At 68.1% G+C, this 24,419-nt stretch carries 18 protein-coding genes; 9 read left to right on the forward strand and 9 right to left on the reverse strand.

The genetic code is table 11. The features are described from left to right. Positions 1-263: 263 nt before the first annotated feature. Positions 264-2,501: a M3 family metallopeptidase gene (locus BLU84_RS08505; protein ID WP_074865225.1), complete on the reverse strand. Its 2,238-nt coding sequence runs from the start codon at positions 2,499-2,501 to the stop codon at positions 264-266. A 183-nt stretch (positions 2,502-2,684) separates the two neighbouring features. Here BLU84_RS08505 and BLU84_RS08510 point away from each other — a divergent pair, with 183 nt between their 5' ends. From BLU84_RS08510 to BLU84_RS08520, 3 genes are all read left to right on the forward strand, one after another. Beyond that, positions 2,685-3,074 (forward strand): VOC family protein, encoded by a 390-nt coding sequence (locus BLU84_RS08510; protein ID WP_074865229.1) that lies wholly within the window; start codon positions 2,685-2,687, stop codon positions 3,072-3,074. A 70-nt stretch (positions 3,075-3,144) separates the two neighbouring features. Continuing rightward, on the forward strand, positions 3,145-5,199 hold the full coding sequence (locus BLU84_RS08515) for an amidohydrolase family protein (RefSeq protein WP_074865231.1): 2,055 nt from the start codon (positions 3,145-3,147) through the stop codon (positions 5,197-5,199). Positions 5,200-5,607: 408 nt separating this feature from the next. Then, positions 5,608-7,896: a TonB-dependent receptor gene (locus BLU84_RS08520; RefSeq protein WP_074865234.1), complete on the forward strand. Its 2,289-nt coding sequence runs from the start codon at positions 5,608-5,610 to the stop codon at positions 7,894-7,896. 83 nt (positions 7,897-7,979) lie between these two features. Here BLU84_RS08520 and BLU84_RS28415 read toward each other — a convergent pair whose 3' ends face one another. After that, complete coding sequence (locus BLU84_RS28415) at positions 7,980-8,228, reverse strand: DUF6053 domain-containing protein (protein ID WP_425479341.1); 249 nt, start codon at positions 8,226-8,228, stop codon at positions 7,980-7,982. Between BLU84_RS28415 and BLU84_RS08525 the strand changes: the two genes are divergently transcribed. Continuing rightward, complete coding sequence (locus BLU84_RS08525; RefSeq protein WP_074865236.1) at positions 8,227-8,712, forward strand: glutathione peroxidase; 486 nt, start codon at positions 8,227-8,229, stop codon at positions 8,710-8,712. The genes BLU84_RS28415 and BLU84_RS08525 overlap by 2 nt on opposite strands. A gap of 591 nt (positions 8,713-9,303) precedes the next feature. Here BLU84_RS08525 and BLU84_RS08530 read toward each other — a convergent pair. Further along, complete coding sequence (locus BLU84_RS08530; protein ID WP_074865238.1) at positions 9,304-10,497, reverse strand: acyltransferase family protein; 1,194 nt, start codon at positions 10,495-10,497, stop codon at positions 9,304-9,306. A 153-nt stretch (positions 10,498-10,650) separates the two neighbouring features. Between BLU84_RS08530 and BLU84_RS08535 the strand changes: the two genes are divergently transcribed. Beyond that, positions 10,651-11,598, forward strand: a complete 948-nt coding sequence (locus BLU84_RS08535; protein WP_083382440.1) for a LytTR family DNA-binding domain-containing protein — start codon at positions 10,651-10,653, stop codon at positions 11,596-11,598. Between the two features lie 36 nt (positions 11,599-11,634). On the opposite strand, the gene BLU84_RS08540 is transcribed toward BLU84_RS08535, so the two are convergent. Next, positions 11,635-12,072 carry a TlpA family protein disulfide reductase gene (locus BLU84_RS08540; protein ID WP_170849124.1) on the reverse strand — a complete coding sequence of 146 codons (438 nt, stop codon included), beginning with the start codon at positions 12,070-12,072 and terminating at the stop codon, positions 11,635-11,637. 154 nt (positions 12,073-12,226) lie between these two features. Continuing rightward, positions 12,227-13,021, reverse strand: coding sequence for a ferredoxin--NADP reductase (locus tag BLU84_RS08545; RefSeq protein ID WP_074865241.1), 795 nt, complete (start codon positions 13,019-13,021; stop codon positions 12,227-12,229). A gap of 256 nt (positions 13,022-13,277) precedes the next feature. On the opposite strand from BLU84_RS08545, the gene BLU84_RS08550 reads away from it, so the two are divergent. Continuing rightward, positions 13,278-15,671, forward strand: coding sequence for a Tex family protein (locus BLU84_RS08550; RefSeq protein ID WP_074866484.1), 2,394 nt, complete (start codon positions 13,278-13,280; stop codon positions 15,669-15,671). A gap of 191 nt (positions 15,672-15,862) precedes the next feature. Here BLU84_RS08550 and BLU84_RS08555 read toward each other — a convergent pair whose 3' ends face one another. Both BLU84_RS08555 and BLU84_RS08560 read right to left on the reverse strand, forming a co-directional pair. Continuing rightward, the gene (locus BLU84_RS08555) at positions 15,863-17,056 is read right to left on the reverse strand and encodes a PQQ-dependent sugar dehydrogenase (protein WP_074865244.1); all 1,194 of its coding nucleotides are present in this window, start codon (positions 17,054-17,056) and stop codon (positions 15,863-15,865) included. A 246-nt stretch (positions 17,057-17,302) separates the two neighbouring features. After that, the gene (locus BLU84_RS08560) at positions 17,303-19,180 is read right to left on the reverse strand and encodes an ABC transporter ATP-binding protein (RefSeq protein ID WP_074865247.1); all 1,878 of its coding nucleotides are present in this window, start codon (positions 19,178-19,180) and stop codon (positions 17,303-17,305) included. Positions 19,181-19,403: 223 nt separating this feature from the next. On the opposite strand from BLU84_RS08560, the gene BLU84_RS08565 reads away from it, so the two are divergent. The 3 genes from BLU84_RS08565 to BLU84_RS08575 all read left to right on the forward strand — a co-directional run bounded on the left by BLU84_RS08565 (position 19,404) and on the right by BLU84_RS08575 (position 21,844). Continuing rightward, positions 19,404-19,631, forward strand: a complete 228-nt coding sequence (locus BLU84_RS08565; RefSeq protein WP_074865249.1) for a hypothetical protein — start codon at positions 19,404-19,406, stop codon at positions 19,629-19,631. Positions 19,632-19,763: 132 nt separating this feature from the next. Beyond that, positions 19,764-20,186: a hypothetical protein gene (locus BLU84_RS08570; RefSeq protein WP_139174830.1), complete on the forward strand. Its 423-nt coding sequence runs from the start codon at positions 19,764-19,766 to the stop codon at positions 20,184-20,186. Positions 20,187-20,257: 71 nt separating this feature from the next. Further along, entirely contained in the window at positions 20,258-21,844 is a 1,587-nt protein-coding gene (locus BLU84_RS08575) for a fumarate hydratase (protein ID WP_233431104.1), read from the forward strand. Between the two features lie 199 nt (positions 21,845-22,043). Here the strand turns inward: BLU84_RS08575 and BLU84_RS08580 are convergent, their stop codons facing one another. Then, positions 22,044-23,015, reverse strand: a complete 972-nt coding sequence (locus BLU84_RS08580) for a patatin-like phospholipase family protein (RefSeq protein ID WP_074865254.1) — start codon at positions 23,013-23,015, stop codon at positions 22,044-22,046. Positions 23,016-23,227: 212 nt separating this feature from the next. Further along, positions 23,228-24,385, reverse strand: a complete 1,158-nt coding sequence (locus BLU84_RS08585) for a phospholipase A (protein ID WP_074865257.1) — start codon at positions 24,383-24,385, stop codon at positions 23,228-23,230. Positions 24,386-24,419 lie beyond the last annotated feature (34 nt).

Here is a 24,419-nt window from a genome sequence, read left to right on the forward strand (position 1 = left end):
CGGTGAGTAGAAACAGTGCCGTCGATATCCAATATCAGGTTAGTGGGGGTCCATTGGAATCTAATGTGACATAAATCTTTGTTCGCCAAAACCTCACTAAAAACAGGCAATTAATGCTCAATATTTAGATCGTGATAACGGATCTGATGTGGTCCTTGTGCGCTCCAACGTAAGAAGGGCGACGCACCGGACACGGTACGCCGCCCTTTTTGCGCGGGATCGGCACAAACCGGCCCCGCGGGTCTCACCGATAGCTGCGAGGCTTACTTGGCCTTGCCCGCCCCGGCCTTGGCCGGCTTGCCCGGCTTGGCCGGCGCGGTCAGCCCGCGGCGCTCCAGCAGCGGCTGGATCTGCGGCTCGTGGCCGGCGAAGTCGCGGAACAGCTGCAGCGCGTCCTTGCTGCCGCCGCGCGAGAGCAGGGTGGAGCGGAAGCGGTCGCCGTTCTCGCGGGTCAGACCGCCGTGCTGCTTGATCCATTCCACGGTGTTGGCGTCGAGCACTTCCGACCAGATATACGCGTAATAACCGGCCGCATAACCGCCCATGATGTGGCTGAAATACGTGGTGCGGTAACGCGGCGGCACCGGCGGGTAGTAAATGCCGTCCTGCTTGAGCGAGGCGGTCTCGAACGCGATCACGTCCTTGGCCGCCGGCACCTTCGAGGCGTCGCCGATCTGGTGGTAGTTCTGGTCCAGCATCGCCGCGCCCAGGTATTCGGTGGTGGCGAAGCCCTGGTTGAACTTCGACGCCGCCAGCACCTTGTCGAGCAATTCCTTCGGCATCGGCTGGCCGTTCTGGTAGTGCTTGGCGTAGTTGGCCAGCACCGACGGCCAGTCGGCCCACATCTCGTTGACCTGCGAGGGGAACTCGACGAAGTCGCGCGGCACGCTGGTGCCGGAGAAGTAAGGGTACTTCACGTCCGAGAACATGCCGTGCAGGGCATGGCCGAACTCATGGAACATGGTGGTGACTTCGTCCCAGGTCAGCAGGGTCGGCTTGCCGGCCGGCGGCTTGGGGATGTTGAGGTGGTTGGCCACCACCGGCAGGGTGCCGAACAGCTCGGACTGCTCCACGTAGGAGTTCATCCACGCGCCGCCGCGCTTGGAATCGCGCGCGTACATGTCGGCGATGAAGATCGCCAGCTGCTTGCCGTTGGCGTCGTACACGTCGTAAGCGGTGACGTCGTCGCGGTACAGCGGCAGGTCGGTGCGCTGCTTGAACTTCAGGCCGTAGAGCTGGCCGGCGGCGTAGAACACGCCGTTTTCCAGCACGTTCTTCATCTCGAAGTAGGGCTTGAGCTCGGCTTCGTCGAACGCGAACTTCTCCTTGCGCACCTTTTCGGCGTAGAAGGCCCAGTCCCACGGCTCGAGCTGGAAGCTCTTCTCGCCCTTGGCGGCCTGTTCCTTGTCGATCATCGCCTGCAACGCGGCGGCTTCGCGCTTGGCGTTGGCGACCGCGGCCGGGGCGAGCTGGCCGAGCATCTTGTTGACCGCGGTGGGCGACTTGGCGGTCTCGTCGTCGAGCACGTAGGCGGCGTAGTTCGGATAGCCCAGCATCTTGGCGCGCTGCGCGCGCAGCGTCAGCACCTTGGAGACGATGGCGGTGTTGTCGTACTGGTTGCCGCGGCTGCCGCGGATCACCGAGGCCTTGTGCAGCTTCTCGCGCAGGGCGCGGTTGGTCAGGTCGGTTTCCGGCGGCTGGCCGGTGGTGTTGAGCAGGGTCAGCAGGTACTTGCCGTCCAGACCGCGCGCCTTGGCCGCTTCGGCGGCGGCGGCGATGCGCTCGTCGGACAGGCCGGCCAGTTCTTCCTTGGTGTCGACGACGATCGCCGAATCCTTGACCTCGGCCAGCACGTTCTGGCTGAACTTGGCGCCCAGCTCGGCCAGCTCGGCGTTGATCGCCTTGAGTTGGGTCTTCTGCGCTTCGTCGAGGTTGGCGCCGGCGCGGACGAAGTCGGAGTAGTAGCGCTCGATCAGGCGCACGCCCTCGGCGTCGAGGCCGAGCGATTCGCGCTTGCCGTAGAGCTCCTTGATCCGCGCGAACAGCTTCGGATTCATCGAGATCGTGTCGCGGTGCGCGGCCAGCTTCGGCGCGTAGGTCTGCTGCAGCTTCTCGCGGGTCGGGTTGGTGTCGGTGCCGGCGAGGTTGGCGAAGGTCGTGTACGAGCGGGTCAGGATCTGGCCAGAGCGCTCCAGCGCCACCAGGGTGTTGTCGAAGCTGGCCGGATCGGGGTTGTCGGCGATGGCGTCGACTTCCTTGAGCTGGTCGGCCATGCCGCGATCGAAGGCCGGCGCGAAATCGGCGTCCTTGATCTTGTCGAACTGCGGGAACTGCAGCGGCAGCGGGCTGGGCTGGAAGAACGGGTTCGCGCTCTGCGCGGCGGTATCGGCGGTGGAGGTCACGGTCTTGTCGGTCTTGGCCTGGGCCTGGGCATTGTGGGCCAGGCTCGGGACGGTGGCGATCAGGGCCACGGCCAACGCCACGGCGAGCGGGTGCTTCATGAGCTTCAACCTCGTCAAAGGGAACCTGGGAGCCTACCCCATGGCCCCAGGCACCAGCCCATGACGAAAGGCATGGGCGCCGCCGCGGCGGGCGAACCGGCAGATCGCGCATGACCAACCGCCCGGGTGGAGGCGCCGCGGCGCGGTTTACACTCCGGCCACTTCATGCCGGGAGACGCCAGGATGGTCGCTACCCCCAACGCCCAGGCCTTCGTGCCGATGGTCCACGTCGCCAGCGTGGCGCGCGCGGCCGAGTACTACGCCGTGCTGGGCTTCGCCATGGGCAACGTGCACCGCGTGCCCGAATGCGGCGACGAGCCGGTGTGGGCGTGGATGGAAAGCCCCGGCGGCGCCGAGTTCATGTTGGTGCGCGCCGACGGCCCGGTCGACGACGGCGTCCAGGCGGTGCTGTTCTACGTCTACTGCGACGATGTCGACGCCATGCGCGAGCGGGTCGTCGCCGCCGGCTACGAGGCCGGGCCGATGGGCTACCCGTTCTACCGTCCGCGCGGCGAGTTCCGCTCGCGCGATCCCGATGGCTACGTGCTGATGATCACCCACAGCCAGGACTGAGCCGCGCTCGCACGGCCCTGGTTCCGCGTATTCGCCCGTTCTTCCCATTCCTTCGACCGAGCCCGACTCAATGACCTTCCCGCGTCTCTCCCTGCCGCGCCGCACCCTGGCCCTGGGCCTGCTGTTGAGCTTCAGCGCTTCGGCGCTGGCGGCCGAAACCACGCGTTACCTGGCCCTGGTCGACGGCGGCAAGCGCGCCGGCCAGCAGGTCGTCACCCGCGCCGACGACGGCACCGTCACGGTCGACTACGTGTTCAAGGACAACGGCCGCGGCCCCGAGCTGAAAGAGACCTACACCCTGGCCGAGGACGGCACCTATCGCCGCTACGCGGTGCAGGGCACCTCGACCTTCGGCGCCAAGGTCGAGGAAAGCTTCCAGCGCGACGGCGACACGGCGAGCTGGAAGACCAAGTCCGACCACGGCCAGATGAAAGTCTCGGGCACGGCGCTGTACTCGCCGCTCGGCGGCACGCCCGCCGGCCTGTCGGTGGCGCTGGGCGCGCTGGCCCAGCGCAGCGACGGCCAGTTGCCGCTGCTGCCCGGCGGCAGCCTGAGTTCGCGCAAGCTCGGCGAAGCGCAGGTGACCCGCGACGGCAAGAGCCAGACCGTGCAACTGCTGGCGCTGACCGGGCAGGGCTTCACCCCGAACTTCGTCTGGGCCACGCAAGAGGTGCGGCCGCGCGTGTTCGCGCTGATCTATCCCGGCTTCCTGCAACTGATCGAAGAAGGCTGGCAGGCCAATGCCGAAGCCCTGGAAACCCGGCAGAAAGCCGCCGAAGGCGAGTTGTTGGTGGACCTGCGCAAGAAGCTCGGCCACGACTTCGCCGGCGCCACGTTGATCACCGACGTGCGCGTGTTCGACAGCGAGAAGGCGACGCTGGGCGCGGCCACCGACGTGCTGGTGCGCGACGGCAAGATCGTCTCGGTCGGCAAGGCCGGCAAGGACGTCAAGCCCGACCGCCGCATCGACGGCCGCGGCAAGACCTTGCTGCCGGGCCTGTTCGACATGCACGGCCACGTCTCGCGCTGGGACGGCGGCCTCAACATCGCCGCCGGCGTGACCACGGTGCGCGACATGGGCAACGACAACGCCACCTTGCAGCAGATGATCGGCGAGATCGGCAACGGCACGCTGATGTCGCCGAACGTGGTCCCGGCCGGCTTCATCGAAGGCGAGAGCGACTACTCCGCGCGCAACGGCTTCGTGATCAAGAACCTCGACGAAGCCAAGAAGGCGGTGGACTGGTATTCCGAACACAGCTATCCGCAGATCAAGATCTACAACTCCTTCCCCAAGGCGGTGCTGCGCGACACCGTCGCCTACGCGCACAGCAAGGGCATGCGGGTGAGCGGTCACGTGCCGGCGTTCCTGCGCGCGCAGGACGTGGTCGACCAGGGCTTCGACGAGATCCAGCACATCAATCAGTTGCTGCTGAACTTCTTCGTCGACGACAAGACCGACACGCGCACGCTGCAGCGCTTCTACCTGGTGGCCGAGAAGACCGCCGACCTGGACCTGGATTCCAAGCCGGTGCAGGACTTTATCAACACCTTGGCGGCCAAGAAGATCGCGATCGATCCGACCCTGGCCACGTTCGAGTTCCTGCATCAGCGCGAGGGCGAGCTGTCGCCGATCTTCGTCGCGGTCGACAGCCACCTGCCGCCGGACGTGCAGCGCGGCCGCCGCGCGGCGGAGATGAACATTCCCGACGACGCCACCTGGCAGCGCTACAACAAGTCCTACGACAAGGCGGTGGAGTTCGTCGGCCGCGCCTACAAGGCCGGCGTGCCGCTGCTGGCCGGCACCGACGAGGTGCCCGGCTTCACCCTGCAGCACGAGCTGGCGCTGTACGTGCGCGCCGGCCTGACCCCGGCGCAGGCGCTGCAGGTGGCGACCTGGAACGCGGCCAAGGTCGCGCGCGTGGACGGCGACCGCGGCTCGGTCAGCGCGGGCAAGCGCTCGGACCTGATCCTGATCGACGGCGACCCGACCCGCGACATCGGCGACCTGCGCAAGATCGCGCTGGTGCTGCAGGGGCGCACTGCGTATTTCCCCAGCGAGGTGTACGGGCAGCTTGGGGTGAAGCCGTTTGCGGCGCCGGCGAAGGTGGTTCCGGCGAAGTGAGCGGGGTGGGGCGGCCCTCACCCCAGCCCTCTCCCGCAGGCGGGAGAGGGAGCCTGGACGCGGCCGCCCGAAGCTTCGTCGCACTCCGCCACTACCGCTCCAAAGCCCCTCTCCCGCTTGCGGGAGAGGGGTTGGGGTGAGGGCCGCCCAGTCCCCAACCCCCGCCCTGAACAGGGCTCCCCCGCTCGCGCCCATTCGAGCACCGGCTCTTTAATGATTTGGTAACATTCGCCGGTCAATGAGCCGACCACGGCGCGGGCCGATCCGCGTCACGGCCGCCAAGGGGCGGTCCGATCGACCCACGCCGTCCTGAGCTCGCGCCCCGTCCCCCGACCCAGGGAGCGCAACGCCGCGGCGGTTTCCCAAGCACTGGCGCCGCGCGCGCCTCGTCCACCGAGAAACCCGACCATGTCCAAGCACCTTGGTGCTCCCCGTCGTCATGCCCTGGCCCTTGCCGTCGGCCTGACCTTCGCTTCCGCCGCCGCCTTCGCCCAGGACGCGCCGCCCGCCGCCGCCGCGCCCGCCGCCGGCGAGGCCAAGACCCTCGACGCGCTGATGGTGACCGCCCAGCGCAAGGTCGAGCGCGCCAAGGACGTGCCGGTCGCGCTCACCACCGTCGACCGCGAAAAGCTGCACGTGCTCGGCTCCGGCGGCGGCGACATCCGCTTCCTGTCCGGCCGCCTGCCCAGCCTCAACATCGAATCCTCGTTCGGCCGCGCGTTCCCGCGCTTCTACATCCGCGGCCTGGGCAACACCGACTTCGACTTGAACGCCTCCCAGCCGGTGTCGCTGGTGTACGACGACATCGTGCTCGAGAACCCGCTGCTCAAGGGCTTCCCGGTGTTCGACCTGGAGAACGTCGAACTGCTGCGCGGCCCGCAGGGCACGCTGTTCGGCCGCAACACTCCGGCCGGCGTGGTCAAGTTCGAATCGGCCAAGCCGACCCGCGAGCTGGAAGGCTACGGCCAGATTTCCTACGGCACCTACGGCACCACCAACTTCGAAGGCGCGATCAGCGGCCCGTTGAGCCAGAACTGGTCCGGCCGCGCCTCGGCGATGTTCCAGCGCCGCGACGACTGGGTCGACAACACCAACCCCAACGCGCGCAGCAACAAGAAGCTGGAAGGCTACGACGAATCGGCGCTGCGCCTGCAGCTGCAGTACGACGGCAGCGACACCTTCCACGCGCTGTTCAACGTGCACGCGCGCCGCCTCAACGGCACCGCGCGCCTGTTCCGCGCGATGCTGTTCAAGAAGGGCACCAACGACCTGTTCGACGGCTTCGACGTCGACAAGGTCGGCATCGACGGCCGCAACTTCCAGCACCTCAAGACCTTCGGCGCCAGCGCCAAGCTGAGCTGGGATCTGTCCAACGAACTGACCCTGTACTCGATCACCGGCTACGAGACCGCCGATTCGCTGAGCCGCGGCGACATCGACGGCGGCGTCGGCGCGATGTTCCTGCCCGGCGGCAGCACCCCGGCCGGCATCCCGTTCACCGCCGAATCGGCCGACGGCCTGCCCGACCACCGCCAGTGGACCCAGGAATTCCGCCTGGAATCGAACTACACCGGCCCGTTCAACTGGCAGGCCGGCCTGTTCTATTTCGACGAAGACATCACCGTCGACAGCCTCAACTACGACACCCTGGGCGGCGGCGTGCAGGCCGGCCACGCCCAGCAGAAGCAGCGCAACAAGGCCTGGGCGGTGTTCGGTTCGGCCGAGTACGCGCTGACCGAGCGCTTCAAGCTGCGCGGCGGCCTGCGCTACACCCAGGACAAGAAGAACTTCGCTGCCAGCGTGCTGCAGAGCGCGCCGTTCGGCGCGCCGGTGTCGGGCCCGTTCAAGGTCAACACCGACGTCGACGACGTCAGCTGGGACATCAGCGGCGTGTTCCAGGCCACCGACACGGTGAACCTGTACGCGCGCGTCGCCAAGGGTTTCCGCGCGCCCAGCATCCAGGGCCGCCTGCTGTTCCAGACCCCGCCGCAGCCGTCGGTGGCCGACGCCGAGAAGGTGATCTCCTACGAGGCCGGCGTGAAGGCCGACCTGTTCGACAAGCGCGCGCGCCTGGGCGTGGCGCTGTTCCGCTACAACGTCGACAACCAGCAGATCAACGCCGTCGGCGGCGCGCTCAACCAGACCATCCTGCTCAACGCCGACAAGACCGTCGGCCAGGGCGTGGAAGTCGATTTCGACGCGTACGTCACCGACAACCTGATGGTGACCTTCGGCGCCAGCTACAACGACACCAAGATCAAGGACGCCAACCTGTTCGTCGCCCCGTGCGGCGGCGGCTGCACCGTCACCGATCCGCTGGTGGTGCGCAACGGCCAGACCTTGGCGGCGATTGACGGCAACCCGCTGCCGCAGGCGCCCAAGTGGGTCTACAACCTGACCGCGCGCTACAGCGTGCCGCTGGCCAACGGCAACGAGTTCTACGTGTTCACCGACTGGGCCTACCGCAGCGAAGTGAATTTCTTCCTGTACGAGTCCAAGGAGTTCCGCGGCAAGGCGCTGACCGAAGGCGGCCTGCGCGTGGGCTACATGTGGGACAACGGCCGTTACGACGTGGCCGTGTACGGCCGCAACATCCTCGACCAGGTGCGCGCGGTCGGCGGCATCGACTTCAACAACCTGGTCGGTTTCGTCAACGACCCGCGCATCGTCGGCGTGGAGTTCAAGGCGCAGTTCTGATCGCGTCTGGATCGGCATGAATTGATTCGCGCGAACGATTGCGAAAACGGCCCGCTTCGGCGGGCCGTTTTTTTGCTCGCGCTTCAGTCTGTTGATCCGAACCGCCCGATGCTCGCTCTTGTGGGAGGGCCTTCAGGCCCGACGCTGTTGTGCCAGATCATGGCGACCTGAGCCAAGAGCGTCGGGCCTGAAGGCCCTCCCACACGGGCCGAGAGCACCGAGCCTGAAAACCCCACACCAGCGAAGCGTGACTGCGGTGGCGGCACCGCCCGGCAAACCCAGCGCCGACGCGCTATCGTGGCGCCACCTCCTCCCGCCGCGAGCGCCGCCATGACCACCGCCTACGATTTCTCCGCCGTCGACATCGATGGCCGCGATCAGTCGCTCGACCGTTACCGCGGCAAGGTGCTTCTGGTCGTCAACGTCGCCTCCAAATGCGGCTTCACTCCGCAGTACACCGGCCTGGAAAAGCTCGAGCGCGACTACCAGGCGCGCGGCTTCGAGGTGCTGGGTTTCCCCTGCGACCAGTTCGGCCACCAGGAGCCCGGCGACGAAGCGGAGATCAAGGAATTCTGTGCGCTGACGTACGAGGTGACCTTCCCGATGTACGCCAAGGTCGACGTCAACGGCGATAAGGCGCATCCGCTGTGGAAGTGGCTCAAGGACGAGAAGGGCGGCTTCCTCGGCATCGACGCGATCAAGTGGAACTTCACCAAGTTCCTGATCGGCCGCGACGGGCGGGTGCTCAAGCGTTATGCGCCGACCGACAAGCCCGAATCGATCGCGGCGGACATCGAGAAGGCGCTGGCGGCCTGACTTTGCAGTCGTATCGCGGTGAAGCCCTGGATGCCCACGTTCGCGGGCATGACGGCAGGTAGATTGCGCCGCGTCTGTTGCCGGTCGTCATCCCCGCGAAGGCGGGGATCCAGAGACTTCAGAGTCCTGCCACGGTGAAGCCCTGGATGCCCGCGTTCGCGGGCATGACGGCGGGTAGATTGCGCCGCGTTTGTTGCCAGTCGTCATCCCCGCGGAGGCAGGGATCCAGAGACTTCAGAGTGCTGCCACGATGAAGCCCTGAATGCCCGCGTTCGCGGGCATGACGCTAGGTGGATTGCGCCGCGTCTGTTGCCAGTCGTCATCCCCGCGAAGGCGGGGATCCAGAGACTTCAGAGTCCTGCCACGGTGAAGCCCTGGATGCCCGCATTCGCGGGCATGACGGCAGGTGGATTGCGCCGCGTTTGTTGCCAGTCGTCATCCCCGCGGAGGCGGGGATCCAGAGACTTCAGAGTCCTGCCACGGTGAAGCCCTGGATGCCCGCGTTCGCGGGCATGACGGCAGGTAAGGGCGATGCGCGGCGGTTGCGGCGCGTCATGAGCGATTGTGGCGCGTCATGAAAGGCTTCGCGCCTCAAGCCGGCTTCGGCGCCGGCGCCGAAGTCGGGCCCAAGCTCGCCGGCGCCCGCTCCTTGCGCGCCTTCAACCCGAAGCATGGCCGCAACAGCGGCACCCGGCGGATGATCTCGTACAGCACGAAACAGCCCGCCACGGTGCCGCCCAGCACGATCGCCGGCTCCGCCAGCGGGCCGAACTTCAGCGGCAGGATCCAGTAGGCGATCAGCACGATCAGGCTCTGGTGCAGCACATACCAGGGATAGACCGCCTCGGTCGCCCACGGCAGCCAGCGCAGCGGCCGGTTCAGCAGGTGGTGCGACCACCCCAGGATCGCGCACAGCGCGGTCCAGATGTAGAAGCTGCGCACCGTCCAGATCAGGTACTGCACGCTGTCGGGCATGTCTTCGGGCAGCAGCGTGAACAGCGCTGCGTACACGGCGAACAACAGCGGCGCCAGGGTCAGCGTGCGCCGGCGCAGCCGGGCCAGTTCGGCCCACAGGCCGGCGTCGTTGCCGATCCAGTAGCCGTAGAGGAACACGCTGAAGTAGATCGCGTGGCGGTACCAGTCGTGGATCAGGTCGCCGGTTTCCTTGAAGTGCGGCTGCAGCAGGATCGAGAACAGCGCCAGCGGCAAGGCCGGCAAACTCAGCAGGGCGCCGCCGCGCAGCGAGGCCAGCGCGGCCTGCAGGCGCAGCCCGGCGCGGCTGCGCAGCAGCGGCAACAGCGCGGCCAAGGCCACGGTGTAGACCCACAGGTAGGCCAGGTACCACAGGTGGTTCCAGGTGAAGCCGTATTCCCAGCCGTCGAACGCGCCCTGCGGCCACGGCTTGAACTGGTAGTAGCGCAGCAGGAAGGCGCCGAAGCCCGGCTCGACCAGGCCGTTGGCCACGCCCTGGGCGTAGGGCTGGATCGGCACCACGAACAGGCAGCCGAAGGTCAGCGGCAGCAGCAGGCGCCAGCTGCGTTGGGCCAGGAACCGGCCCGCGCCGGTGCCGCGCAGCAGGAAGTGCACCGACAGGCCGGAGATCAGGAAGATCAGGTCCATGCGCCAGCGGTTGAGCACGAGCATCGGCCACTGCAGGGCCTCGGACTGGTGCGGGCTCTTGAGGTGCCAGCCCCAGTCGGCGACGTAGAGCATGGCGCAGTGATAGAGGATCAGCAGACAGAAGGCGAGGGCGCGCAGGGCGTCGATGTCGTAGCGGCGGTGCATGGTCGGTTCGCGCTGGAAGGTGGACGAACCTTGCGCGTTCAGGCACTTGCGCGGTGCGGCGCGGTGACCGGAAGGGGGGCGGCAGGGACGGAACGCGGCCCGCGGGGACGGCCGGTTGCCGTCCCGGGCCGCTCGCGGGCGAGAATGCGCGGCATGAACGCCGAAGTTTCCACGGCCCTCGCGGCCGCGCCTCCTGTCGTCCCGCCTGTCGTCGCGCCGGCCGCGGCCGCTGCGCCCGCGCGCAGCGCCTGGGACCGCTATCAGCCGTGGCGCCGGCCGCTCGAAGTCGCGTTCTGGGTCGTGCTGTTCGCGGTCAACGCCGCCGCCGGCACCCTGACCGCGATCATCGACATCCACCGTTACGGCCTGGCCATCCCCGACTGGGCGCCGCTGGTGTGGGAGACCAGCAGCTGCGCGACGGCGCTGGCGTTGGTGCCGGCGCTGGTCTGGTTCACCCGCGCGGTGCCGTTGCGCTTCGACCGCTGGCGCCGGGCGCTGGCCCTGCACCTGCTGGCCAGCGTGGTCTGGTCGGTGCTGCACGTGGTCGGCATGGTCGCGATCCGGCAGGCGGTCTACGCCAGCCTGGGCGAGCGCTACGACTGGGGCGACTGGGGCATCAACCTGCTTTACGAGTACCTGAAGGACGTGCGCAGCTACGGCTACATGGTGCTGTGGATCGAGGGCTACCGCCTGCTGCTGCGGCGCTGGCAGGGCGAGGCCAGCGTGCTGGCGGCGCCGGACGATCTGCCCGCGCCGGCCCAGGCCGAGCGCCCGGAGCGCTTTCTGGTGCGCAAGCTGGGCAAGGAATTTCTGGTCGCGGCCAACGAAGTGGAATGGCTGCAGGCCTCGTCCAACTACGTCAACCTGCGCGTGCGCGGCCGCGACTATCCGCTGCGCAGCACGATGGCGGCGATCGAGGTCCAGCTCGACCCGGCCCGGTTCGCGCGCGTGCACCGCAGCTACATCGTCAACCTGGATTGCGTCGGCGAGATCGAACCGCTGGACAGCGGCGATGCCCGCATCACCATGCGCGACGGCAGCCAGGTGCCGTGCAGCCGACGCTATCGCGCGGCGTTGCGGCAGGAGCGGCGGGCGGGGTAGGGCGCAGCAGGACGGGGCGCGCCGTTTTGATGCGGCTCAGCCGCCGGGTTTGCGCGCGGCCTGCGGCGGCAGCAGCGCCGCCAGCTCGCGCACGAACTGCTCGATCTTTTCCGGCGAATAGCCGCGGTGCGCCTGCACCAGCTTGCCGTCGCGATCGACCACGAACAGGTTCGGCACCGTGCGCACGCCGTAGTAGCGCGCGGCGCTGCCGGGATCGCGCACGAAGCTCAGGTCCAGGCCCGGATTGAGGCGCAGGAATTCCTCGTAATCGCGCTGGGGCTCGTTGAGATTGACCGCGATCACCTGCAGATGCTCGCGGCCGACCGACTTGAGCAGGGTCGACAGCATCGGCAGTTCGCGCCGGCACGGCGCGCACCAGCCGGCCCAGAAGCTGATCACCACCAGCTTGCCGCGGTAGTCGCTGACCTTGACCGGCCGGCCGCGGCGATCCAGGCCAAGGAAATCCGGCGCCATTTCGCCCAAGGCCGGTCCCGCGGACGCGGGACGAGCCGGCGAGGGCGGCGCCGCAGACGCCTGCGCCCAGGCCGGCGCGCTCAGGCCCGCGAGCGCGAACGCAAGCGCGAGCGAGAGCGGCAGGCCGCCCCAGCCCGCGCGCCAACGCGCGCTGTCACTTCTCGACGAACGCACGCTCGAACACATACTGCCCCGGCGTGCCGATGCGCGGCGCGGCGACGAAGCCGCGGCGGTCGAGCAGTTCGCGGAAATCGGCCAGCATCTGCGGGCTGCCGCAGATCATCGCGCGGTCGTGCTCGGCGTCCAGCGGCGGCAGGCCGAGCTGGTCGGTCATCCGGCCCGAATCCATCATCTGGGTCAGGCGGCCGCGCTGGTCGCGGCCGTCGAACACGAAGTCCTCGCGCGTTACCGCCGGGTAGTACTTGAGCTTGGCCGCGATCTGCTCGCCGAGGAACTCGTGCTGCGGCAGCTCGTGGACGATGTAGTCGCGATAGGCCAGGTCGCGCTCGCTGCGCACGCCATGGCACAGCACGACGTTGTCGAAGCGCTCGTAGGTTTCCGGATCCTTGATCACCGACAGCCACGGCGCGAAGCCGGTGCCGGTGCCGAGCAGATACAGGTTGCGGCCTTGATGCAGGTCGTGGATCAGCAAGGTGCCGGTGGGCTTGCGCCCGATCAGCACGCTGTCGCCGGGCTGGATCGACTTCAGGCGCGAGGTCAGCGGGCCGCCCGGCACCTTGATGCTGAAGAACTCGAGCTGTTCCTCCCAGTTGGCGCTGGCGATGGAATACGCGCGCAGCAGCGGCTTGCCGTCCACGAGCAGGCCGATCATCACGAACTGGCCGTTCTCGAAGCGGAAACCGTCGTCGCGGGTGGTGGTGAAGCTGAAGTAGTCGTCGGTCCAGTGACGGACGTCCAGCACCGTCTCGGTGCCAAAAGCGGAAGACATTGCCGGGTGGGGTCGGTGGAGCGGGACCGGCATTGTAGCGCAACGGATGAGAGCGATTCTTATCTTGGGACGGCAACGGGCGCAGAGGCTCCGGAACCGAGCGAAAAGCGTCCACCGCGGACTCGCTTCGCGTTGCTGCGCGCTGGTTACCCGTTCCCGTCCCCAAAACCCCAACCCTGTCAATGGGTTTCGCCTTCACCCCAGCATTGCGACAATCCCCGAGCGCCCCGCGGTCGGGGCTAGACGATTGGAAACGATGCAAGACCAGAACCCGCAGTCCGCACAGATCGCCCGCAAGATCGCCCTGCTCATCGCCGGCGAGATCAGCGCCCAGCCCGCCCAGGTTCAGGCCGCGGTCGGCCTGCTCGACGAGGGCGCCACGGTTCCCTTCATCGCCCGTTACCGCAAGGAAGTCACCGGCGGCCTCGACGACATCCAGCTGCGCGATCTGGAATCGCGCCTGCGCTACCTGCGCGAGCTGGAAGACCGCCGCGCCGCGGTGCTGGAGAGCATCGCCGAGCAAGGCAAGCTGAGCGACGAACTGCGCGCGGACATCGAAGCCGCCGACAGCAAGGCGCGCCTGGAAGACTTGTACCTGCCGTACAAGCCCAAGCGCCGGACCAAGGCGCAGATCGCGCGCGAGGCCGGGCTGGAGCCGCTGGCCGATGCGTTGCTGGCCGATCCGATGCTCAAGCCCGAGGATTACGCAGCAGGGTTCGTCAGCGAAGAAAAGCAGGTCGCCGACGTCAAGGCCGCGCTCGACGGCGCGCGCGCGATCCTGATGGAGCGCTGGGCCGAAGACGCCACCTTGGTCGGCGGCCTGCGCACCTGGCTCAGCGAAGTCGGGGTGATCCGCGCGCGCGTGGCCGAGGGCAAGGAGAACGAAGGCGCCAAGTACCGCGACTACTTCGACCACGCCGAATCGCTGGCCAAGATCCCCTCGCATCGATTGCTCGCGCTGTTCCGCGCGCGCCGCGAGGAAATCCTGTTCCTCGACCTCGACCCGGGCAGCGACGCCGAAGCCGGCCACCAGCAGGGCGAAGGCCGCGTTGCGGTCAACGCCGGCATCCGCGACCAGGGCCGTCCGGCCGATCGCTGGCTGCTCGACTGCTGCCGCCTGACCTGGCGCGCCAAGCTGCACCTGCACCTGCTGCTGGACCTGTTCGGCCAGGCGCGCGAGAAGGCCGAAGCCGAAGCCATCGACGTGTTCGGCGACAACCTCAAGGACCTGATGCTGGCCGCGCCGGCCGGCCCGCGCGCGGTGCTCGGCCTCGACCCGGGCCTGCGTACCGGGGTCAAGGTGGCGGTGGTCGACGCCACCGGCAAGTTCGTCGCCCACGACACCATCTACCCGCACGAACCGCGCAAGCAGTGGGACCAGTCGCTGCACACGCTGCGCGCGCTGTGTATCAAGCACGGCGTCGAACTGATCGCGATCGGCAACGGCACCGCCTCGCGCGAAACCGACAAGCTCGCCGGCGATCTGATCAAGCTCATGGCCGACGCCAAGCTGGCCAAGGCGGTCGTCAGCGAAGCCGGCGCGTCGGTGTATTCGGCGTCCGAATTCGCCTCGAAGGAATTCCCGGATCTGGACGTGAGCATCCGCGGCGCGGTGTCGATCGCGCGGCGCTTGCAGGATCCGCTGGCCGAGTTGGTCAAGATCGAGCCCAAGGCGATCGGCGTGGGCCAGTACCAGCACGATGTCGACCAGTACCGCCTGGCGCGCGCGCTCGACGCGCGTGTGGAGGACTGCGTGAACGCGGTCGGCGTGCTGGTCAACACCGCTTCGGCGCCGCTGTTGGCGCGGGTCTCGGGCCTGTCGTCGACCGTGGCCGAGAACATCGTCCGCCACCGCGACGACAACGGCCCGTTCAAGACCCGCAAGGACTTGCTCAAGGTGCCGCGCCTGGGCGAGAAGACCTTCGAGCAATGCGCCGGCTTCCTGCGCATCGTCGACGGCGACGAGCCGCTGGACGCCTCGGCGGTGCATCCGGAGGCCTATCCGGTGGTCGAGCGCATCGTCAAGCAGTGCGGGCGCGAGGTGAAGCAGTTGCTGAGCGATCCGCAGTTCGTGCGCAGCCTGAAGCCGGAGCCCTACACCGACGAGAAGTTCGGCGTGCCGACCGTGCGCGACATCCTCAAGGAAATGGAGAAGCCCGGCCGCGATCCGCGCCCGGAGTTCAAGGCGGCCAAATTCGCCGACGGCGTGGAGGAGCTCAAGGACCTCAAGGTCGGCATGATCCTGGAAGGCGTGATCAGCAACGTCGCCGCGTTCGGCGCGTTCGTCGACATCGGCGTGCACCAGGACGGGCTGATCCACATCTCGGCGCTGTCGGACAAGTACGTCAAAGACCCGCGCGACGTGGTCAAGGCCGGCGACGTGGTCAAGGTGCGGGTGCTGGAAGTGGACATCGCGCGCAAGCGCATCGCCCTGACCCGGCGTCTGGACGATGCGGTGCCGGCGCCGCGCGCGCCGGGCGAACGCGGTGGCGGCGAGCCGCGCGGCAACGACCGCGGCCCGCGCGGCAACGGCGGCCGTCGCGACCAGCCGCAGCAGCGCGGCGGCTCGTTCGCGCCGCCGGGCAAGGGCGCCGCGCCGCTGGGCGGGGCGCTGGCGGATGCGTTCGCGCGGGCCAAGCAGAAGTCCTGATCCGCGGATCGCGTTGAAACGAAAAAGCCGCCTTCGGGCGGCTTTTTCGTTGGCGATCGCGGAGGTTCGCAGTGGTTGGGTTGTCGCGGTCGCGGCTCGCGCCGCTCCTACATGGAGCCCCTGTAGGAGCGGCGCGAGCCGCGACCGCGAACATCCGATGGCGACGACCCCGTCCTACCGCGCCGCCGCCATCACTTCGCCTTGGGCGGATCGATCCGCAACAACTTGCCCTCGCTCTCGTCGGTCAGCACATACACCTTGCCGTCCACCGACACGCGCACGTCGCGGATGCGCCAGCCCAGCGATTTGAGCAGGCGCTCTTCCTTGACGATCTTGTCGCCGTCCAGGCTCAGCCGGATCAGACTGCCGTCGGCGAGCGCGCCGAGGAACAAGCTGTCGTTCCAGGCCGAACCGGCGTGGCCGGTGTAGAAGGCCATGCCCGACAGCGCCGGCGACACCTCCCACACGTGAAAGGGCGGCTCCATGCCGGGCTTTTCCTTGCCTTCGGCTTCGGCGATCTTGAGCCCGCTGTAGTCGATGCCGTGGGTGACGATCGGCCAGCCGTAGTTCTTGCCCGGCTGCGGCAGATTGATCTCGTCGCCGCCGCGCGGGCCGTGCTCGGCTTCCCACAGGGTGCCGGTGCGCGGGTCCACCGCCAGCGACTGCATGTTGCGGTGGCCGTAGCTCCAGATTTCCGGGCGCGCATCGCTGCGGCCGACGAAGGGATTGTCGGCCGGCACGCTGCCATCCAGGTTCAGCCGCACCAGTTTGCCCTGCAGCTTGTCGAGCTGCTGCGAGGCCATGCGCTGCTGGCGCTCGCCCTGGGTGATGAACACGTGGCCCTTGCCGTCGAAGGCGATGCGCGAGCCGAAGTGATTGGGGCCGACCAGCTTGGGCTGCTGCTGGTAGATCCGCTTGACCTCGCTCAGCGCGTCGGCGCCGAGCTTGGCCGTGGCCACCGCGGTACCGGCGCTGCCGTCGGGGCCGGGTTCGGCGTAGCTGAAGTAAATGCGCTGGCTGCTGGCGAAATCCGGCGCCAGCACCACGTCGAGCAGGCCGCCCTGGCCTTCGGCCCACACTTCGGGGACGTTCTTCAGCGGTGCGGAAATCGCGCCGTCGGCGCCGACCCGGCGCAACTGCCCTGAGCGTTCGGTGACCAGGAAGCCGCCGTCGGGCAGCAGCGCCACCGCCCAGGGATGTTCGAGGCCGATGGCGACTTCGGCGACCCGCAGCTCGCCCAGGTCGCTCGGCACGGTGTGGATCGCGGCTTGCATGGGCGCGGGTTTCGGCGCGGCGGCGGCCGCGGCGTCGTTGCCGCGCTGGCAGGCGGCGAGGCTGAGCAGCAGGGCGGCGGCGAGGGCGCCGCGGCGTAGGTAGGAAGTCATGCATCGCTCCAGGGCGCTGAGGGCGTGGGTTCGACCATAGCCCGGCGCGCGGGGCGGGACAATTCGACTTGTGTTTGCGTTTGTAGCTTGCGCGGTAGGTGTGGTGTCGCGGTCGCGGCTCGCGCCGCTCCTACAGGTAGCTCATGTAGCTGCGATTGCTACCTGTAGGAGCGGCGCGAGCCGCGACCGCGACACTGCATACAACGGCGCAACTCCCGCGCAACCCGACTCAGGCAACCGCGCCGCTCACCGATACCCCGCCGCCTGCAACTCGAACAACTCCGCATAACGCCCGCCTTGCGCCAGCAGTTCCTCGTGCGTCCCGCTGGCTTCCAGCCGCCCTTGCGCCAGCACCAGGATGCGGTCGGCCATGCGCACGCTGGAGAAGCGGTGCGAGATCAGCACCGCGGTCTTTTCCTGCGACAGCTCCTTGAAGCGCTGGAACACTTCGAACTCGGCGCGCGCGTCCAGCGCCGCGGTCGGTTCGTCGAGGATCATCACCTGCGCGTCGCGCATGTAGGCGCGGGCGATGGCGATCTTCTGCCATTGCCCGCCCGACAGGTCCACGCCGTTCTTGAAGCGCCGGCCGATGGGTTGCTCGTAACCGCGCGGCAAGCCGGCGATGACTTCGTCGGCCATCGAGCGCCGCGCCGCTTCGCGGATGCGCTCGGCGTCGTCCATCGCATCGATCTGGCCGACGCCGATGTTCTCGCCGGCGGTGAGGTCGTAGCGGACGAAGTCCTGGAAGATCACGCCGATGCTGGCGCGCAGTTGGTCCAGGTCGTACTCGCGCAGGTCGCGGCCGTCGAGCAGAATGCGGCCCTCGTCGGGCTCGTACAGCCGCGCCAGCAGCTTGACCAGGGTGGTCTTGCCGGCGCCGTTCTCGCCGACCAAGGCCAGCACTTCGCCGGCGCGCAGTTCGAAGTCCAGCCCGCGCAGCGCCCAGCGCTCGGCGTCGGGATAACGGAAGCCGACGTTCTCGAACACGAAGCCTGCGCGGATCGGTTGCGGCACCGCAATCGCATCGGCGGGTGAGGCGATCTCCGGTTCGATCCGGAAGAACGAGAACAGGTCGTCGAGATACAGCGCTTGCCCGGCCACTTGCGAGAACCCGACCAGCAGCCCTTCGAGCAACTGGCGCAGCCGGCGAAAGCTGCCGGCCAGGAAGGTGAGGTCGCCGATGCTGAAATCGCCCTTGACCGTGCGCCAGGCGATATAGCCGTAAGCGACGTAGTACCCCAGCGTTCCCAAGCCCGCCAACACCGTGCCCCACAGCGCGCGGCGGCGGGCGAGGCCGCGGTTGGCGGCGAAGAACTTGTCGGCGAGCTGACGATAGCGCGCGATCAGGAAACGGTGGAGGTTGAAGATCTTCACCTCCTTGGCCGTTTCCACGCTCGCGCCCATCTGCCGCACGTATTCCAGTTGGCGCCGCTCCGGCGTCCAGGCGTAGTTGAGCGAATAGCTCAGCGCGTTGAAGTGGGCCTCGCCGACGAAGGCCGGAATCAGCGCTACCGCCAGCAGCGCGATCAGCCACGGCGCGTAGACCAGCAGGCCGACGGCGAAGCTGATCACGGTGATGGTGTCCTGGACTTGGCCGAACAACTGGCTCATCAGGCTCATGCGGCCCACGGTCTGGCGGCGCGCGCGGTCGAGCTTGTCCTGCAGGTCGGGATCTTCGAAATCCTCCAGGTCCAAGGTCGCCGCATGCTCCATCAGGCGCACGCTGGTGGCGTTGGTGAACAACTCCGACAGCATCTGGTCGCCGTAGCTGATGACCCGGCCGAGCAGGTCGGAGGCCACCGCCAATGCGAATTCGAGCAGCAGCAGCGCGCCCAGCGTGTCGAGCTGGCCGCCGTGCCAGGCCTGGGACAGCGAGTCGACGTGGACGCCGGCGCCGACCAGGCGCACCGCCTCGTCGATGATGAGCTTGCCGACGTACAAGGTCGCGATCGGCAACAGCGCGCGGATCAGGCGCAGGCCCAGGGTGATCAGGGTCAGGGTCGGGCTGGTCGCCCAGATCTGGCGCAGGAACGGCGGCAAGTTGCGCAGCGCGGCGAAACGCTCGCGCAGGCTGGGCTTGGCGGCGTGGGCGGACGGCGCGGGCGCGGGGTGGGGGCGGCTCATGGCTCGATTGTGCCAAGTCCCGGCGCGCCCCGGTGTCACGGTGCCGACAGGGCGGGCCGCGCCGCGGCCGAGGCCGCGTTCCTGCGCGCCATCGCGGTTTCGAACATTGGCGCCGTGGTTACTGACAGGTCGCCGTGCGCGCCGTCGCGGTTAAGGTGGAGTGCGCTCCGCGCGGAGCGCCCGGCCGGGGCACGGTCGGTTCGCCATGAAAAGGAGAGTTCGAATGAAACTGCCTGGCATCCTCAAGACCCGCCGCGCCGGCTTCGGCCTGGCCGTGTTCGCGTTTGCGTTCGCCTTCGCCGCCACCGCCGCGCCGCGCGACCTGATCGTCTGCGCCGGCGGCGTGTACTGCTACGACGTGCAGCGCGAATGCGAGCAGGAGCACGGCGCCGGCGCCTACTTCTGCGAACTGCAGTGGCGCTCGTGCGTGCTCGACGCCTGCCCGCAGTAAGGCGGCCGCGGCCCGCTCCGCTGGGGCGGGCCGCTTCGGCGGCACGAACGCAGCGCGTAGCGCAGTCGCCGCGCCTGGCGTATGTTGCCCTCGGCTGGAGACGCCGGCCGACAGGCGCGATGGGAGAGGCCGATGAGCAAGGACTGGCCGCCCGCCATGCGAGCGCTCCCGATTCCGATGGGCATCGCCCTGGCGGCCGCGAGCGCGCCCGCAGCAGCGTCGGATCCGGGGCTGGGAGTGTTCGCGCTGCTTGGCCTGGCCTATCTCGCGGTCTTCCTGTTGGCCTATAGCCTGGTCTGGGCGATCAGCCTGGCGATGCCCGGTCGCTGGCGCTGGTTGACGCGCGCCGTGGCGGTCGCCGCATTTTTCGCTCCGGGCTACGTCTGGGGCGAATGGATGCCGGCCGGGCTGGCGCTGGCGATACCGTTGCGCGAGTTGCCCCAGGGGCTGGTCCCGTGGCTGGCATCGGCGTTCTCGCTCTTTGCATTAGCGCTGTTGCTGTGGTGGCTGGCGCTGCGCTGTTTCGAAACCAAGCGGCCAGCGCGCGACCCATAGCTGCCGCGGCGGCTAGCTTCCAGATCAATAAGTTAGCGCCGGTGTGGGGCAGGGCCGGCCGGGCGGGTAGAATGGGCGCCCCCACCGCCAGCCCTACGCCCGCCGTGACCGCAATTCCGTCTTCGGCCGCTTCCAGCGGCCCCGTCGTCATCCGCCAGGACGACCTGATCCAGTCCGTCGCCGACGCCCTGCAGTACATCAGCTACTACCACCCGGTCGACTACATCAAGAACCTCGCGGCCGCCTACGAGCGCGAGGAAAGCGCGGCGGCCAAGGACGCCATCGCCCAGATCCTGATCAACTCGCGCATGTGCGCCGAGGGCCATCGGCCGATCTGTCAGGACACCGGCATCGTCACCGTGTTCCTCGAAATCGGCATGGACGTGCGCTGGGACGGCGCCACGATGGGCGTGGAGGACATGGTCAACGAAGGCGTGCGCCGCGCCTACAACCATCCCGACAACAAGCTGCGCGCCAGCGTGCTGGCCGATCCCGCCGGCAAGCGCGCCAACACCCGCGACAACACGCCCGCGGTGGTCAACGTCAAGGTCGTCCCGGGCAACGCGGTCGATGTGATCGTCGCGGCCAAGGGCGGCGGCTCGGAGGCGAAGTCGAAGTTCGCCATGCTCAACCCGTCGGATTCCATCGTCGACTGGGTGCTCAAGACCGTGCCGACCATGGGCGCGGGCTGGTGCCCGCCGGGCATGCTCGGCATCGGCATCGGCGGCACTGCCGAGAAGGCGATGCTGTTGGCGAAAGAGTCGCTGATGGAGCCGATCGACATCACCGAGCTGCAGGCGCGAGGCGCCAGCAACCGCGCCGAAGAGCTGCGCCTGGAGCTGTACGAGAAGGTCAACGCGCTCGGCATCGGCGCGCAGGGCCTGGGCGGCCTGACCACGGTGCTCGACATCAAGGTCAAGGACTACCCGACCCACGCCGCCAATCTGCCGGTGGCGATGATCCCGAACTGCGCGGCGACCCGCCACGCCCACTTCACCCTCGACGGCAGCGGCCCGGTCATGCTCGACCCGCCGTCGCTGGAAGACTGGCCGAAGCTGACCTACGACTCGTCCAAGGGCCGCCGCGTCGATCTCGACGCGGTCACGCCGGAAGACGTCGCCAGCTGGAAGCCCGGCGAAGTGCTGCTGCTCAACGGCAAGCTGCTGACCGGCCGCGACGCCGCGCACAAGCGCATCGTCGACATGCTCAACAAGGGCGAAGCGCTGCCGGTCGACTTCAAGGGCCGCTTCATCTACTACGTCGGCCCGGTCGATCCGGTGCGCGACGAAGTCGTCGGCCCGGCCGGCCCGACCACGGCCACGCGCATGGACAAGTTCACCGAACAGGTGCTGGCGCAGACCGGCCTGCTCGGCATGGTCGGCAAGGCCGAGCGCGGCCCGACCGCGATCGAGGCGATCCAGAAGCACAAGTCGGTCTACCTGATGGCGGTCGGCGGTGCGGCCTACCTGGTGTCGAAGGCGATCAAGGCCTCGCGCGTGGTCGGTTTCGCCGACCTCGGCATGGAAGCGATCTACGAATTCACCGTGCAGGACATGCCGGTGACGGTCGCCGTCGACAGCGCCGGCGAGTCGGTGCACAAGACCGGGCCGAAGGAATGGCAGGCGCGCATCGGCAAGATTCCGGTGGTGGTCGAGTAAGCCTCGGCCCGCTGCGATACGTTTCCCACGACGCCCGGCATCTGCCGGGCGTTGTCGTTACGGGGGCGGCGAAAGTTTCGCCGTAGCCGAGGATTCGCGGTCGCGGCTCGCGCCGCTCCTACAGGTAGCCCCTGTAGGAGCGGCGCGAGCCGCGACCGCGAATCCTCAACAACGACGCAACTTCCTGCACCCCGCGCATCTACAGTTTCTTAGCCAACTGCGCGAGCAGCTTCTTGGTCGCCGGCCGGGTCAAATACTCCTTAGCCAACGTCTCCAACGCCAGCACATTCGTCTCGCTGGTATCGTCCAGATCGTCCAACCCCACCAGCAACTCCGCCTGCATCCGGTAATACCCATCGCCGACCAACTGCCGGGCGATGTAATCCACCGAATCGGTATTGCCGTCGAACAAGACATCGATGATCGGCACCGCCCACTCCAGCGCGCCCCAGGTGCGCGCGGACTGCAGATCGATGCTGCGGGTGCGCTCGCCGGTGCCGACCGAAAGCACCACCAGGTCGCGGCTGTTGTCGACCCGCGCGTCCTTGCGCAACGCCTCGGCGATCGCGCAGGCGGTGGGATTGTTGGCGACCACGCCGCCGTCGATCAGCGCGCAGTCGCGGCCTTCCACCCGCATCGGATGCGCCGGGAAATACGTCGGCGCCGCGGTGGAGGCGCGGCAGACTTCCCACACCGGCAGGTCGCGGTGCTGGGGATCGAAACTCTTGAAGATCACCGGCGTGCGGGTGATGGTGTCGTAACTGGTCACCAGCACCGGCGCCTTGAGCTGGCCCAGCGTGGTTTCGCCGAATACCTGGCGCAGCACCTGCTCGATGCCCAGGCCGTCGTAGCGCGGCGCCGAGAAGCCGTCGCTGACCAAGCGATTGGCGCGCGACCACAGCCGGCCGGCGAGGTTGGGGAAGATCGTATGGCGCTGCTCGCGATACAACTGCGCCAGCGCCTCGGGCGAGATCCCGGCGGCCAGGCCGCAGGCGACCAGCGCGCCGGTCGAGGTGCCGGCGAGCAGGTCGAAACTCTCCAGCAGGCCGGACTTGCCGGCCGCGGTCTTGCGCGTTTTCGCCAGCGCGCTTTCCACGCCGGCCAGCCAATGGCAACTCACCAGCCCGCGGATGCCTCCGCCGTCCAGCGAGAGGATGCGCCGCATCTTCATCGAGGTCTCCGTTCGAGCGGGCAGGGTAGCGCGGGGCTCGCGTCGGCCAGGGCGGCCGGCGTCGCAGTTTGCGGGTTCGCCGCCAGTCGCATGCCCTACCTGTAGGAGCGGCGCGAGCCGCGACTGCGACAACGCAACTGCGACGAAAGTTGCGGCGTAGTTGCGTTGTCGCAGTCGCGGCTCGCGCCGCTCCTACAAGAGCTCCAGCAGGCTCAGTACCACTCGAGCAGGGAGATACCCAGGCCGATGTAGGTGGCCTTGTGGTTGTAGTCGATCAGGCTCTCGCCGTAACCGTCGAAAACCTGCAGATGCCCGCGCAACTGGTTGTTGATCGGAAAGCCCCAGTCGAACTGCAGCGCCCCGTGCGAGCGGTCGCCGCCGCGCAGCGAATGCCGCGCCATCAGCGCGAACTCGTGGTCGCCGCGGCGATGGACCAAGGTGAGGTCGCCGCGGCCCATGTAATCGTCGATGTCGGGATTGTCGTCGTCGTTGCCGTCGGAGATGCGGTACCACGGGCGCAGCATCAGCGCCCAGTCCTCGCGGTCCAGGCCGATGTTGAACATCACCCGGTTCCAACTGCGCGAGAGCGGGTCGGCGCGGCCGTTGGACTGGTGGTTGAGCCCGACCGCGAACATGCGGCCCTTCCAGTCGCCGATGCGGTAGTTGTTGCGGAACACCAGCAACACTTCCGGCTCGTAATTGGTTTCGCGGAACGGGCGCGAGTTCTCGCCGTTGTAGACCTGCCAGCGCGAGGACTGGGTGTAGCCCATCCAGAGGTCGCCGTTGTCGCCGAACAGGTTTTCCGCCGCCTTGGTCTTGAAGCTGATCTGGAACTTGGCCTCGACGCTGTCCAGCGACTGCGCTTCGGTCACGGTGTTGCGCGGGTTGGGCGAGTGCGGCAGCGTGTTCGGATCGTTGTTCCAGAACACCGGCAGCAGGTACACCGGCTTGTAGGCGCGGAAGTTGAACACGCCCAGCTTGGAGTCCTTGGCCAGCTCCCAGCGGCTGTCGAGCAGGCCGCCCTTGCCGGCGTTGGCGATGGCGTCGCTGAGCGGCGCGTCGTGCGCGAACACGCCGCCGGTGCTGGCCTGGCGCGCGCGCTCGACCACGCCGGGCTTGGGCTTGCCGGCCAGTTCGTCGCTGAGCTCCAGGTTCTGCTGGATGGCTTTGGCTTCCTTGGCGGCGATGTCGGCCTGGCGCACGCCGGCGCCCTGGCGGCCGAGCGCGGCGTCGTAGCAGGCCAGGCGGTCGGCGTCGACGGTGATGGCCAGGCAGGCCTGCGGCGTGGCCGGCGTCGGCGCGGTCTGCGCCGAGGCCAGCCAGGGCGCGGCGGCCAGCGCGGTCAACAGCAAGGGGCGGGCATGGGGCATGGCGAAAGTCCTGCGTGTGGGGCGCGTGCGGCGG

This window comes from Lysobacter enzymogenes (assembly GCF_900106525.1).
Classification (GTDB): domain Bacteria; phylum Pseudomonadota; class Gammaproteobacteria; order Xanthomonadales; family Xanthomonadaceae; genus Lysobacter; species Lysobacter enzymogenes.

Excerpts from the sequence above, each read along its gene's own strand:
- BLU84_RS08505 (WP_074865225.1), bottom strand. The coding sequence starts at position 2,501 with ATGAAGCACCCGCTCGCCGTGGCGTTGGCCGTGGCCCTGATCGCCACC.
- BLU84_RS08510 (WP_074865229.1), top strand. The coding sequence starts at position 2,685 with ATGGTCGCTACCCCCAACGCCCAGGCCTTCGTGCCGATGGTCCACGTC.
- BLU84_RS08515 (WP_074865231.1), top strand. The coding sequence starts at position 3,145 with ATGACCTTCCCGCGTCTCTCCCTGCCGCGCCGCACCCTGGCCCTGGGC.
- BLU84_RS08520 (WP_074865234.1), top strand. The coding sequence starts at position 5,608 with ATGTCCAAGCACCTTGGTGCTCCCCGTCGTCATGCCCTGGCCCTTGCC.
- BLU84_RS08525 (WP_074865236.1), top strand. The coding sequence starts at position 8,227 with ATGACCACCGCCTACGATTTCTCCGCCGTCGACATCGATGGCCGCGAT.
- BLU84_RS28415 (WP_425479341.1), bottom strand. The coding sequence starts at position 8,228 with ATGGCGGCGCTCGCGGCGGGAGGAGGTGGCGCCACGATAGCGCGTCGG.
- BLU84_RS08530 (WP_074865238.1), bottom strand. The coding sequence starts at position 10,497 with ATGCACCGCCGCTACGACATCGACGCCCTGCGCGCCCTCGCCTTCTGT.
- BLU84_RS08535 (WP_083382440.1), top strand. The coding sequence starts at position 10,651 with ATGAACGCCGAAGTTTCCACGGCCCTCGCGGCCGCGCCTCCTGTCGTC.
- BLU84_RS08540 (WP_170849124.1), bottom strand. The coding sequence starts at position 12,072 with ATGGCGCCGGATTTCCTTGGCCTGGATCGCCGCGGCCGGCCGGTCAAG.
- BLU84_RS08545 (WP_074865241.1), bottom strand. The coding sequence starts at position 13,021 with ATGTCTTCCGCTTTTGGCACCGAGACGGTGCTGGACGTCCGTCACTGG.
- BLU84_RS08550 (WP_074866484.1), top strand. The coding sequence starts at position 13,278 with ATGCAAGACCAGAACCCGCAGTCCGCACAGATCGCCCGCAAGATCGCC.
- BLU84_RS08555 (WP_074865244.1), bottom strand. The coding sequence starts at position 17,056 with ATGACTTCCTACCTACGCCGCGGCGCCCTCGCCGCCGCCCTGCTGCTC.
- BLU84_RS08560 (WP_074865247.1), bottom strand. The coding sequence starts at position 19,180 with ATGAGCCGCCCCCACCCCGCGCCCGCGCCGTCCGCCCACGCCGCCAAG.
- BLU84_RS08565 (WP_074865249.1), top strand. The coding sequence starts at position 19,404 with ATGAAACTGCCTGGCATCCTCAAGACCCGCCGCGCCGGCTTCGGCCTG.
- BLU84_RS08570 (WP_139174830.1), top strand. The coding sequence starts at position 19,764 with ATGAGCAAGGACTGGCCGCCCGCCATGCGAGCGCTCCCGATTCCGATG.
- BLU84_RS08575 (WP_233431104.1), top strand. The coding sequence starts at position 20,258 with ATGGGCGCCCCCACCGCCAGCCCTACGCCCGCCGTGACCGCAATTCCG.
- BLU84_RS08580 (WP_074865254.1), bottom strand. The coding sequence starts at position 23,015 with ATGAAGATGCGGCGCATCCTCTCGCTGGACGGCGGAGGCATCCGCGGG.
- BLU84_RS08585 (WP_074865257.1), bottom strand. The coding sequence starts at position 24,385 with ATGCCCCATGCCCGCCCCTTGCTGTTGACCGCGCTGGCCGCCGCGCCC.